Source organism: Empedobacter falsenii, from assembly GCF_013488205.1.
Lineage (GTDB): Bacteria > Bacteroidota > Bacteroidia > Flavobacteriales > Weeksellaceae > Empedobacter > Empedobacter falsenii_C.
The window spans coordinates 168,116-181,227 of record NZ_CP040908.1 but is presented as its reverse complement, the minus strand read 5'-3'; the positions used below and the strand labels follow the sequence as shown (position 1 = coordinate 181,227).

The 13,112-nt window shown below is 33.5% G+C and carries 11 protein-coding genes; 2 read left to right on the top strand and 9 right to left on the bottom strand.

Translation table 11 applies throughout. The annotated features are described in order from the left end of the window. Positions 1–4 precede the first annotated feature (4 nt). Positions 5–1,102, bottom strand: a complete 1,098-nt coding sequence (gene dprA, locus FH779_RS00875) for a DNA-processing protein DprA (protein WP_180905724.1) — start codon at positions 1,100–1,102, stop codon at positions 5–7. 89 nt (positions 1,103–1,191) lie between these two features. On the opposite strand from dprA, the gene FH779_RS00870 reads away from it, so the two are divergent. Further along, a complete protein-coding gene (locus tag FH779_RS00870) occupies positions 1,192–2,346 on the top strand; it encodes an HU domain-containing protein (RefSeq protein WP_180905723.1) in 1,155 nt (384 codons plus the stop codon). A 78-nt stretch (positions 2,347–2,424) separates the two neighbouring features. On the opposite strand, the gene FH779_RS00865 is transcribed toward FH779_RS00870, so the two are convergent. The 4 genes from FH779_RS00865 to FH779_RS00850 all read right to left on the bottom strand — a co-directional run bounded on the left by FH779_RS00865 (position 2,425) and on the right by FH779_RS00850 (position 8,685). Continuing rightward, the gene (locus tag FH779_RS00865; protein WP_180905722.1) at positions 2,425–3,873 is read right to left on the bottom strand and encodes a TolC family protein; all 1,449 of its coding nucleotides are present in this window, start codon (positions 3,871–3,873) and stop codon (positions 2,425–2,427) included. Continuing rightward, positions 3,866–7,033: an efflux RND transporter permease subunit gene (locus FH779_RS00860; protein ID WP_180905721.1), complete on the bottom strand. Its 3,168-nt coding sequence runs from the start codon at positions 7,031–7,033 to the stop codon at positions 3,866–3,868. Before FH779_RS00860 ends, FH779_RS00865 begins: the two co-directional genes overlap by 8 nt. 18 nt (positions 7,034–7,051) lie before the next feature. Then, positions 7,052–8,134 (bottom strand): efflux RND transporter periplasmic adaptor subunit, encoded by a 1,083-nt coding sequence (locus FH779_RS00855; protein WP_114998167.1) that lies wholly within the window; start codon positions 8,132–8,134, stop codon positions 7,052–7,054. Between the two features lie 155 nt (positions 8,135–8,289). Continuing rightward, positions 8,290–8,685: a hypothetical protein gene (locus FH779_RS00850; RefSeq protein ID WP_180905720.1), complete on the bottom strand. Its 396-nt coding sequence runs from the start codon at positions 8,683–8,685 to the stop codon at positions 8,290–8,292. Positions 8,686–8,865: 180 nt separating this feature from the next. Here FH779_RS00850 and FH779_RS00845 point away from each other — a divergent pair, with 180 nt between their 5' ends. Further along, positions 8,866–9,387 (top strand): acyl-CoA thioesterase, encoded by a 522-nt coding sequence (locus FH779_RS00845; RefSeq protein ID WP_180905719.1) that lies wholly within the window; start codon positions 8,866–8,868, stop codon positions 9,385–9,387. Positions 9,388–9,435: 48 nt separating this feature from the next. On the opposite strand, the gene FH779_RS00840 is transcribed toward FH779_RS00845, so the two are convergent. From FH779_RS00840 to FH779_RS00825, 4 genes are read right to left on the bottom strand one after another with little or no spacing between them, the layout of a single operon-like run. Then, positions 9,436–9,831, bottom strand: coding sequence for an acyl-CoA thioesterase (locus FH779_RS00840; RefSeq protein ID WP_038336752.1), 396 nt, complete (start codon positions 9,829–9,831; stop codon positions 9,436–9,438). Continuing rightward, on the bottom strand, positions 9,812–10,816 hold the full coding sequence (locus FH779_RS00835; protein WP_180905718.1) for a Gfo/Idh/MocA family protein: 1,005 nt from the start codon (positions 10,814–10,816) through the stop codon (positions 9,812–9,814). Before FH779_RS00835 ends, FH779_RS00840 begins: the two co-directional genes overlap by 20 nt. A gap of 5 nt (positions 10,817–10,821) precedes the next feature. Then, entirely contained in the window at positions 10,822–12,483 is a 1,662-nt protein-coding gene (locus FH779_RS00830) for a DUF6909 family protein (RefSeq protein ID WP_038336750.1), read from the bottom strand. An 11-nt stretch (positions 12,484–12,494) separates the two neighbouring features. Continuing rightward, entirely contained in the window at positions 12,495–13,073 is a 579-nt protein-coding gene (locus FH779_RS00825) for a DUF3109 family protein (protein WP_180905717.1), read from the bottom strand. Between the last annotated feature and the right edge of the window lie 39 nt (positions 13,074–13,112).

Below are 13,112 nucleotides of genomic sequence, written 5' to 3'. Positions count from 1 at the left end.
CTTGTTACAATAAATCATAAAATTTGCCTGGAAGCGTCGAAATTATTTGCTTTAATTCCAAATCTAATAAGGTTGGCATCAATTCGTAGGATTTCAAATTTAAGTCAAAAGACATTTTATCAATATGTTGTTTTCCGTTGGTTTTGAGATAATTTACAATTAAATTTTCATCATCAGAAAACTCAATAAACAAATCTATTTGCTTTGGTTTCTTCTTCGAATTGAAATTAAAATAGTCAATAATATCTTTCGAATTTTCGACCAAATAAGCTTGATGAGATTTTATCAAATAATTACACCCAATACTCAACGCATCGGTTGATTTTCCTGGCAAAGCAAACACTTCACGATTATATTCATTTGCAAACTTTGCGGTCACCAAACTTCCTCCTTTAAAAGCAGATTCTACCACAATTGTAATATCCGATAAGCCTGCAATAATCCGATTTCGTTGCAAAAAAGCTTCTGGAACGACAGCTTTAAAACTTGGTTGTTCTGTAATCCAACCACCTTTTTGTAACATCTCAACTGCAACTTTTTTGTGAGCAGCAGGATAAATTCGTTCAAAATTTGTTCCCATTACCGACCACGTCGCCACATTATCTTTGAGCGCATTTGTATGCGCTTCGATATCGCAACCATACGCTAATCCGCTTACAATCGTAACATCAAAATCTGCTAAACCTTCGATTAATTCAGTAATAAAATTTCGTCCATAATTGGTCATTTTTCGTGTGCCAACAATCGAAATCTTTTTGTTATTGAATTGATTAAATTCTAAATTTCCTTTACAAAAAATCACCAAAGGTGCATCAATACATTCTTTTAACAATTGTGGATAAGCTTCATCATAAAAAGTTAAAATATTGATTTGATTATTTTTACAATATTCTATTTCGTTAAAAGCTAAATCTAACCATTTTTTATTTCCAAAATCTTTGCTTATTTGCTGTCCAATTCCCGAAATTTGCATCAAATCTTTTGGTTTACAATTCCAAGCAGCCTCTGCCGAACCAAAAAATTGAATAATTTTTCGAGCTGTTATATCGCCAATTCCTTTCTGAAAAGAAAGTGCTAAAATATATGGTAAATCGGTTTGCATTTTGTTAAATTATTAATATTAAACCAACTAAGAATAATTTTAAGTATTTATTTTTTTGCTAAATCTAAAAAAAATGTTAATTTCGTAGTATGAGGTTAGAAGAGCATATTAGTCAATTATTATTTCAGCACGATTGTGTAATCGTTCCAAACTTTGGTGCGTTTATCTCAAACACTGCTAATGTGGCGTTTGACGAGCAAACAAACACATTTATTCCGCCAAGAAAAGAGCTTTCTTTCAATACAACTTTAACAAAAAGTGATGGTGTTTTGGTGAATAAAATTGTAGAAGATGAGCCAATGTCTTTTGAAAATGCGCAAACATTTTTGAATGAACAAGTTTATTTTTGGCAAGAACATTTGAAAAATGGAAAAGTTTTAACCTTACAATATATCGGATCATTACAATTTAATGACGCTGGAAAAATTGACTTCAAACCAGAAAATGCTCAAAATTATTTCATCGCCGCTTATGGTCTTTCAAATTTACAAGCCAATTACATTTTAGATTCGTCTAAAACTAAAACCTCTAACAAACACATGTCAAAATTTTTAGCCGCAGCCTCATTAATTCCCATTATTGTTGGTGGCTTCCTATATTTTAATACGCCGCAACCCGTGCAAGAATTCGTAACGGAGCAATGGAGCGGTTTGGTTTTGCCAATGATTGGTAAAGATGATGCAACCAAAACTGAAAAACCTACAGTGCAATACGATGTGTATAATATGCCACAAACGATTGCTGAACCTTCTTTGGTTGAATATCAAATTGCCGAAACCGTAACGAAAACAGATACAATTGAAACGCCTAAAAAAGTTGAAATTACAGTTGTAAAGGAAACGAAACTGAATGAAACTGAAAAGGAGATTACGGCAATTGTAAAGGAAAAACCTTCGACAAAAGAAGTTGTAAAAACAGAAACAAAAAAATTAACGAAAGTTGAAGCTCCTAAAACAGCTGAAAAGAAAGTTGAGGACAAAAAAGAAGTTGCAACTAAAACAACTTCAAAATCTAACAATAAAAAATATCAAGTAATTGCGGCTTCGCTAAAACGTCAAGAAGATGCTGATCGTTTGGTTGGAGAATTGAAAAAACAAGGTTACAAAGATGCAGGAGTTTCTTATGTAAAAGGTCGCTATTATTATGTTACATATAGCAGCTTCAATAACATAGAAGACGCGCAAAAATATATGAATGATGTAAATAAAAAGTCTCCTGGAACTTGGGTTAGAACTGAAAATTAATCATCATTTTAATACAATATAAATCGAAATAAGCTGCCCAAAAGGCAGCTTATTTCTTTGTTAGAATGAATATGAAAACTACTTCCAGCCTCCGCCTAAACTTTTGTAAATAGCGACAACTGTACTTAATTGTTTTTCTTTTGTTTCGATTAATTCCATTCTTGCATCCAATAAATCACGTTGAGTTGTTAACACTTCTAAATAATCTGCTCGATTATTTTTGAACAACTGATTCGCAATATCAATAGATTCTACAAGTGCTTTCGCTTGTTTGTCTTTGTAAGAATAACTTTGTTCTAAATTATTAATCTTCGACATTTGATTTGACACTTCTAAATAAGCATTTAAAATTGTTTTATCATATTCGTACAACGCTTGTATTTGATGAGCATTTGCTGTATTAAACTCCGCTTTTATCGCACTTTTATTAATTAAAGGCGCAGCTAATTCTCCTGCCAATGAGTATAGAATTGACTCTGGCATTTTTACCAAATAAGAAGGTTTGAAAGCATTTAATCCTAAAGCCGCAGAAATATTAAGTGACGGATAAAACTCTGCACGAGCCACTTTTACATCCAATGCAGAAGCTTTCAATTCTAGTTCTGCTTGCTTGATATCAGGACGATTCGATAATAATTCAGACGGAATTCCTGCATGCATTGTTTGCGGAATCAAATCCATAAATGAAGAACCATCACGTTTTATCGTTTGCGGATATCTTCCCAATAATGCATTAATTCTATTCTCAGTTTCTGTAATATCTTGTTTAATATTAAACTCTTCACTTTCAGATTTTAATAATTCTGCTTCAAATTTTTTCACCGCTAATTCAGTTTCACGCGCTGCTTCTTTCTGAATTTTCACCACACGCAGTGATTCTTTTTGCAACTCAATATTTCGATGAATTAAATCTAATTGGCCGTCCAAAGACAATAATTCATAATAAGACGAAGCGATTTCAGAAATCAAATTTGTCAAAACAAAATTCTTTCCTTCCACCGTTGATAAATATCGCGCAATCGAAGCGTCTTTCGAATTACGTAATTTTTTCCAAATATCAACTTCCCAATCAGCACTCAACCCAATCGCATAATCCATCAAAGGATCAGGCATTTCTTTCCCAGGTTTTATCTCAGTCGAGGCATCACCAGCACCTTGACTTGTGTAACGACCAACTTTCTCCACACCAACTCCAGCAGTTGCAGCTACCGTAGGAGATAATTTTCCGTTTTTGTACAACACTTCATTTTTAGAAATCTCAATTTCTTGAAGTGTGATCATCAATTCTTGGTTATTTTTTAACGCTTCTTCAATCAAAACAACCAAATTTGGATCAGTAAAAAATTGCTTCCAAGGCGTTAATCCAGAACTTGGTGCATCATCATTTTGCACATTTTCATAAGCTTCTGGAATTTTTGGTGCTTGATGATTTTCTATCTCTTTGCTTACCGCAGGAGCTTTACAGCTCCAAATCATTGTTCCAAAAAGACTTATTGCAATTATATTTTTTAAACTATTTTTATTCATCTTCCGTGATTTCTTCTGTTAAAGGATTCTCATCTTCGTATTTCACCAATTGCATTTTATCCGCCAAGGCGCCAAACGCAACATATAAACCGGGCACAATAAACAACCCGAAAATAGTTCCGAACAACATTCCGCCCGCAGCAGCAGTACCAATTGTTCTATTTCCTACTGCTCCCGGACCAGAAGCAATAACCAACGGAATAAGACCTGCAATAAACGCAAATGATGTCATCAAAATTGGACGGAAACGAACACCTGCACCTTCAATCGCTGATTTTACAATTGATAAACCTTCGTTATGTTTCTGCACAGCAAACTCAATAATCAACACCGCATTTTTACCGAGAAGTCCAATCAACATCACCATTGCAACTTGTGCATAAATATTATTTTCTAATCCTAATAATTTCAAGAAGAAAAATGCTCCGAAAATCCCTGTTGGTAATGAAATGATAACAGGTAAAGGCAAAATGAAACTTTCGTATTGAGCTGCTAAAATCATATAAACGAAAATTAAACAAATGGCGAAAATAATCACCGCTTCATTTCCACGAGAAACCTCATCTTTCGAAATTCCTGCCCAATCAATTCCAAAACCACGAGGCAATGTATTTTTAGCTACTTCATTAATCGCTGCTATCGCTTGTCCACTACTATAACCAGGAGCTGGCGTACCACTAATTTCTGCTGCATTATACATATTGTGACGCGTAATTTCTGATAATCCATACACTTTTTCAATTTTCATGAAAGCTGAATACGGAACCATTTCACCTTGATCATTTTTCACATATAATTTCAATAAATCTTCTGGTAGCGCACGATATTCTGGCGAAGCTTGTACCATCACTTTATAAGGTCGGTCAAATTTGATGAAACTTGTTTCGTAATTAGAACCAACTAATGTTGATAAATTATCCATCGCATTTTCGATCGAAACTCCTTTTTGTTCGGCAATATCATTGTCAATTTTCAAGACATATTGAGGAAACGAAGCACTATAAAATGTAAATACAGAACTCAATTCTGGACGACGAGTTAATTCTTTTACAAAATCACGGCTCACTTCTTCCATTTTATGATAATCTCCACTACCTGCTTTATCCAACAATCTCAATTCGAAACCTCCTGCAGCACCATATCCAGGAACAGATGGTGGTTGAAAATATTCGATATTCGCACCATTAATATTTCCAGCTTTTTCTTCTAATTCTTTGATGATTTCTTCAGCAGATTTAGAACGTTCGTCCCAACTTTTCAAGTTAATCAAACAAGTTCCAGAGTTTGCTCCTGTACCTTCTGTCAAAATCTCATAACCTGCCAATGACGAAACTGATGAAACGCCATCAATTCCTTCTGCTATTTTTTGTAATTTTTGAGAAACTTCATTTGTTCTTTCTAACGTAGAACCTGGAGGTGTTTGAATAATCGCATAAAACATTCCTTGATCTTCGTTTGGAATAAATCCAGAAGGCAAACTATTATTCAAGAAGAAAACTCCAGCACAAAATGCTAGTAAAATTCCGAACGTAACAGTTCGCTTGTTAACTGTTTTAGTTAAAACTTTTTCATATTTAAAAGATCCTTTGTTAAACAAATTATTAAACTTCAACAAAAATTTATTTAACATTGTTTTCTTTCTTGGTTGATCATGATTATTTTTCAAAATCATTGCACACAAAGCTGGTGTAAGCGTTAAGGCTACAATCCCTGATAAAATAATTGATGTCGCCATCGTAATCGAAAATTGACGATAAAAAATACCAACAGGTCCAGACATAAACGCAACTGGAATAAACACAGCTGCCATTACAAATGTAATTGCGATAATTGCTCCACTAATTTCGCGCATTGCTTCTTCCGTCGCACGTAAAGGCGAGAGATTTTTCTCTTCCATCTTGGCATGGACAGCCTCTATCACCACAATCGCATCATCGACGACAACTCCAATCGCCATAACTAAAGCAAAAAGGGAAATCAAGTTTAATGTAATTCCAAAGAAACTCATCAACGCAAAAGTTCCGATCAAAGAAACAGGAACAGCCAACGCAGGAATCAATGTAGAACGCCAATCTCCTAAGAATAAAAACACCACAATACCAACTAAAACGAAAGCTTCAAAAAGTGTGTGTACCACTTTTTCCATCGAAGCATCTAAGAATTTCGAAACGTCATATGAAATCTCGTAATCCATTCCTTTTGGCAAATTATTTTCTTTCAAATCTGCCATTAATGCTTTGATGTTTTTGATGACTTCACTGGCATTACTTCCATACGATTGTTTTATCACAATTGCGGCAGAAGGTTTTCCGTTCAATGTTGAGTAAATGTCATACATCGAACTTCCGAATTCTATATTAGCAACATCTTTTAAACGCAATATTTCTCCATCAGGATTTGCTCTTAAAATGATATTTCCATATTGTTCTTTTGTGTTATATCGACCTGAATATTTTAACACATATTCAAAAGCTTCTGAACGTTTTCCAGAACTTTCTCCAGTTTTACCAGGCGAAGCTTCAATACTTTGTTCATCCAATGCTTTCATCACATCATCCGCAGAAATATTATACGCTTGCATACGATCTGGTTTCAACCATACACGCATCGCATATTCTCTGTTTCCTAAAATATCTGCATCTCCAACTCCATTAATACGTTTTAACTCAGATAAAATATTGATATCTGCATAATTATATAAAAATTGTTGATCAGCTTTTGGATCATTACTGTACAAGTTAATGTACATCAACATGTTTGATTCTTCGCGTGTGATTTTCACACCTTCGCGAACTACCAAAGGCGGAAGTTTATTTACAACTGAAGAAACTCGGTTTTGCACATTTACAGCTGCAATATTGGGATCAGTTCCTAAATCAAATATCACTTGAATAGACGCTTCACCGTCATTACCAGCATCAGATGTAATATATTTCATTCCAGGAACACCATTTAGCGCACGTTCTAATGGAATTACAACCGACTTGATCAATAATTCGTTATTCGCACCGGGATATTCCGCTGTAATATTCACCTTTGGAGGCGAAATTGATGGGAATTGCGTTACAGGTAATTTGACTAATGATAGAATTCCTAAAAAAACTATAATCAACGAAATGACAATCGAAAGAACGGGTCTTCGAATAAATTTATCAAACATAACTTTGATTTTTTTAGATTAGTTTGATTTTAATTTTAACGATGAAAGAACTTTTCTAGGTGCAATAAATTTCGTTTTGATTTTATCATCATCTTTCACTTTCTGAACACCCTCTAACAAAATATTATCTTTCTCCGAAAGTCCGCTTTCTACCACATAAACATCAGGCATTTCTAAACCAATCGTGATATTTCTTGATTTCACAACACCATTTTTATCGACTACAAAAACATAGGTTTTATCTTGAATTTCGTAAGTTGCTTTTTGTGGAATTAATAAAGCATCATGTAACGGAACCGTCATTTTTACTTTCCCCGTTTCACCATTTCTCAACAAATGATTTGGATTTGCAAAACGTGCACGAAACGCAATATTTCCTGTTTCGTTGTTAAACTCTCCTTCTATCGTTTCTACCAAACCTTTTTCTGGTAAAGGTTTATTATTTGCCATAATCAACGAAACTTGTTTACTCGCTCTATCTTGACTATTTGTTTGATAATCTAAATATTCTGGCTCAGAAACGTTGAAATAAGCAAACATTGATGAGTTATCAGACAAATTTGTTAATAACATTCCTTCATCAATCAAGCTTCCCAATTTCATAGGAATTCTATCAATAACTCCAGAAAATGGCGCACGAATATCTGTAAATGATAAATGTAATTGAGCCAATTGCATTTCTGCTTTCGATTTTTCTAATCGTGCTTGCGCAATAGCTTTTTCGTTCTTAGAAACGACATTGTTATCAGCCAAAGTTGCTGAATTTTGCAACTCAATTTGCGCCTCTTTTACCTCAGCTTTTGATTTCAAATATTCGGCTTGATACATCGAAGGCATAATGCGAAACAACAATTGACCAGCTTGTACATGTTGACCTTCATCCACAAAAACTTTTTGTAAATAACCTTTTTCTTGCGCACGAATTTCGATGTTTCGTACCGACTGAATTTGGGCAACATAATCCTTATCTACAATCGTATCCATTTTGATTGGCGTTGTGATTGGATAATCTTTCACTTCTTCTTTTTCCTGTTTTTTTGATGAACAACTTGTTGTCAACAATACAGTACTCAGAGCAACAAATAATGCGACTCTTTTCATAATTCTTCTAACTATTAAATGTAAAATTTGATTAAATGGATTTCTTGGCAGAAGTAGTTTTACCAAAAAATATTACATACAAAAATTGGCTAACATTCAGCTATTCATGGACTGAACACTAATTTTTAGTGTAATTATTAAATTTAAGAAATCAATCAAATTCTAATTGTACGTAACAAAATGTACTTACAACTCGAAAATTTGATGGTTTTATTGTAGAAGATGTGTTTCTTTCTTAAACCTTGAATTATAAAGTTTAAAACCAGAACGACACTTAATAGTTTGATACAAGTTTCTAAATCGATTTTGTTTGATGTCTGAAAATCATCATCAATCGTTTCGATACTTGGATTAAATTCTTGAAATTGATTTGAATTTGAAGTTTTAGAAAATTTCGTCTCAACAATTTTACTTGCGTGATAAATATGTGTATTATCATTAACAACCGTCTGTGAAGTTAAATTTCCTTGAAAATGTTGAGTACCCGCAAACACTTTAGTTTCCGCAAAAAATAGCAGAAACAAAGCAGATAGCAAGTATGTGATAAACATTTTCATAATTCTGTTCAAATGTAAGACTTGAAATAATACAATAATCTATATTAACATTTTTTAACTATAAAATTTTATTGATTTAATAAAAAACTCAATTACAAACACTTAACACAACGATAATAACTGTTTCAAAACTCGAATATTTTGTTGAAATTTGCATCCAACAAACAAAAGTTTATGGCGAAAGCAAAAACAGCAAAAGAGTCGTTAGCAGTAATGACAAACTTGGTTTTACCGAATGAAACCAACAATTTAGGAAACATGTTCGGAGGCGAATTATTGGCTTCTATGGACAGAATTTCTTCTATTTCTGCGAAAATGCATGGTGGAAGTTTTTTGGTTGTAACAGCAAGTGTCAATCACGTTGCGTTTAACATTCCGATTCCGATGGGAAGTACGGTGAAGTTAGAATCTAAGGTAACTCGCGCATTTAATTCTTCGATGGAAGTTTATGTTGATGTTTACGTTTACGATTATGAAAATTGTGTTTATAACCAAACAAATAGCGGTATTTACACATTTGTAGCCGTTGATAATGACAATAAACCTGTTCAAGTTCCTGAATTAATTCCAGAATCTGAACAAGAAATCGAACGTTATGAAGCTGCTTTGCGTCGTAAACAATTAAGTTTGATTTTGGCGGGAAGAATGAATCCTGCTGACGCACACGAATTGAAATCGTTATTTATAGCAGAATAAAATAAAAAAGTCGAAACAATGTTTCGACTTTTTTATTGATATAATTTTTTAACCTTTCCCAGCTAAACGATCCACCACATATTCTATTTGTGTCTTCCCGTGCGGTTTAGGTTTTCCTTCTGCGTCTAAATTAACCATCGTAATTCGATCGACAGTAATAATGGTTTCATGCGTCATTTTGTTACGTACTTCACATTGTAAAACCAATGAAGTTGTTCCAAATTTCACCACCTCAATTCCTATTTCCACAATATCACCTTCACGAGCCGAAGCCATAAAGTTGATTTCAGACATATATTTGGTTACAACATGCGAATTTTCTAATTGCACAATGCTATATAACGCCGCTTCTTCATCAATCCAAGCCAAAAGCTTTCCTCCAAAAAGTGTTTTATTTGGATTAAGATCTTCCGGTTTTACCCATTTACGAGTGTGAAATTTCATAGTTCTCTGTTTTAAGTTCTTGTTTATTTTCTGTTGCCAAATGATTCGCATCCGAAATAAACTTGACTAAATTTACAGCATATTTTCCATCTAACAAAGATTCATTATGACGGATTAACGCATCAGAAATTTCAGCAATGGCGTTGGGATGAAAATTCTTTTGTTCAGTAGAAATTTTGTTTGAACAACACACATTTTTTAAATCAGAATAAATCATTTGATTAAGATATTGATCTCCAATCTTAATTGTTCCTTTTTCAGCAATAAGCGTGATATTACTTTCGAAATTTTTATTGAAAACTGATGTTGTATAAATCATATGTCCGATTGCTCCATCAGCAGTAAAATCAACACAACCCGAATCATCAAATTCTGTCACTTCTTGATGCGTAAAATTGAAACTTTTTGAATTTGTACAAATTACCTCATCAAACCAAAAATTCATGATATCAACAAAATGTGAAAATTGAGTAAATAAAACACCTCCGTCCATTTCTTGGTTTCCGTGCCATTCACGCAACTTATAATAATTCTTATTACGATTCCAATAGCAATTAATATTCACCATGAAAACTTTTCCTAACGAATTATTGTCAATCAAATTCTTTACATATTGCACAACTGGAGAAAAACGAAGTTGCATCGACGTAAAAACTCTAAGATTTTTCTCTTCCGCAACTTTCAATATTTCTTTTGCATCTTCTACTGTTAATGCAATTGGTTTTTCAATCAAAACATTTTTCCCAGCTTTTAAACAACGAATCGCATGTTCGCGGTGTAAACCATTTGGCGTAGCAATCACAACAACATCCGTTTCTTGATCTTCATTCAGAAAACTTTCAAGTGTTGAATAACCTTTGAAAGGCAAATCTTCTGGTAAATTGAAATCAATCACCGAAATTAATTGCGCGTTTTCCGTTTCCTCTATCGCTTGTTGATGTACACGTCCAATATGACCGTAGCCTAAAATGGAAAAATTCTTCATTGAATTTATTTAATAATTTTTTCTAATATCTTTTGTGTGATTAGATATGTTGGTTTTACACCTGTTAATCCTAAACCACCAGAAGCCAATGTACTTCCTGTTTCTAACGGATTATCTGAAGCGTAATATGCATACATTACTTTGACATCTCTATCAATATGATGTCTAATTTTTGATGCAACCTGAATTGCTTTTTGGTAATGCGCACCTTCCATTTCTAATCCAATCGCTTGGAAAGACGAATTTTTGAAATATTCTAAAACGTCTTTATTTTGCAACGATGTTCCTAAAACCGAAATCATTGGTCCTTCGTAAACACCTAAACCTTGACCTTCGAAATCTGCAGCAGTTAATTCGTTATCAAAAACATAATTATCTGTAGTTCCTTCGAAAACATGCGCTGTAGCAATCATAATATCACCTTTATTTCCTTCTAAAATTCCGGCTTTACCCATAATCGCAACAGATTTTACATTCATTTTGAATTTTACATCTCCAACTTTGTATGGTTTCAACAACTCATCCATCGCTTCAAATGCTTGCTCACCAAAAGCATAATCCATCACAATAATCACCTCATTGTTCTTATCTTTTGCATAAGAAAACGCAGAATTGGCAATGTTTACTTTCGATAAATCAATAATTTGAACATCGATATTTGTTCCTGATTGATCTTTGATATAAACTAAACCATTTTGTTGAGTGTATTCATTTAACGAATCGCGCAACATTTTGTTGTTTGCCGCACTCAAATCTTCGTAAATTTCTACTCCATCATTTTTGTATTTTCTTTTCAATCCATCATATGCATACAACATGTTCGAAACACTGTGCATATTAGCAGAAATGATATGAATGTTTTTATCTTGAAGATTATTTTCGAATAATACACGTTTGATTTCATTCGCCCATTTTTCTCCAATCATATGGTGACCTATCGATTCACGTAAAGTTGATGTAAATGTAATTTCACGTTTCTTAGTTCCGATACGATCTTGTTGACTTGTGTAACCCATCCAATAAACTACACGGAAAAAATAATCTTTATCGTCTGCTTTACTGAAATAATGATGAATTTCTTGTGTTTCTTCAAACGTTCTTCCTAAAATAGTTGATAAATGCATCAAAGCAACTTCACGTTCTTTTCGAGAAATTTCAACTTCATTGAATACAACATTTTCAATAAATTCCCACGCTCTACTTTTAGAAAGTGTTTCGTTACTGAATGCTCTATTTCTGATTTTATCCGCCTCATTGTATAAAAACGTTAAGTGCGTCAACACATCATAAATATCAGAACGACCGCGAGAAATTTCGATATTCATTTGATCATCATCAATTCTATAACAAAAACGACGACGTTTTGCAGGAATAATTGGCGTGAAAATAGAACGATCATAGCCTTCGTCAGATGTAAAAGACACATAAGGCGTTTCTACGATTCCTTCTGGTAAACGATCTAAAACATACATTAATCCACTTAATTCTACTTTGTTTGGATCTGTCATTGATCCGTAGATTTCTGGATTAATTTCGAATAATAAATTTCTTAATATTTTTCCAGGTGCACCAGATGGACGGTACACTCCTCTATGAAATAAATGACGCATAGAGATATATAATCTTTCAATAGCGTCAGTAGATCTTCTTGCTCTTGTTATTGACATAATAATTTTTTTTACTTTTTTTGGTTGTTTAATTCTTGTTGAATGGCCATTAATTCATCGTACCATTCTTGTCCAAATTTTCGGACTAACGAATCTTTTGCAAATGTTGCAACATTCACTTTCAATTCTTTTCCTAAGGTACAAGCATCCGAGCAGATATCCCATACATCATAGTTAACAGAAGTGAAATTTGAATATTCCTTAACACGAACTGGATACAAATGACAAGAAATCGGTTTTTTGTAATCGACTTTTCCGTCTTCGTATGCTTTTTCAATTCCACATTTTGAAAAACCATTTTCTTCGAAAACTAAATAAGCACATTCGCGATTATTGACTAATGGAGTTACCCAATCGCCATCAGTATCCATTGTGTACTTACCTTCTTGCTCAATCACCGCAATTCCTTCGGGACGCAAATAAGGTTTTACATCTTCATAAATATCGTCTAATACAGTTAGTTCGTCATCATTCAAAGGCGCTCCTGCGTCACCTTCTACACAACAAATCCCTTTACATTTGTTCAGATTACAAACAAAATCTTTATTTAGTAGTTCTTCAGATACAAGGGTTTTTCCTATTTGGAACATGTTACATTAAATTTTGTAACATGCAAAGGTACGGAAAAT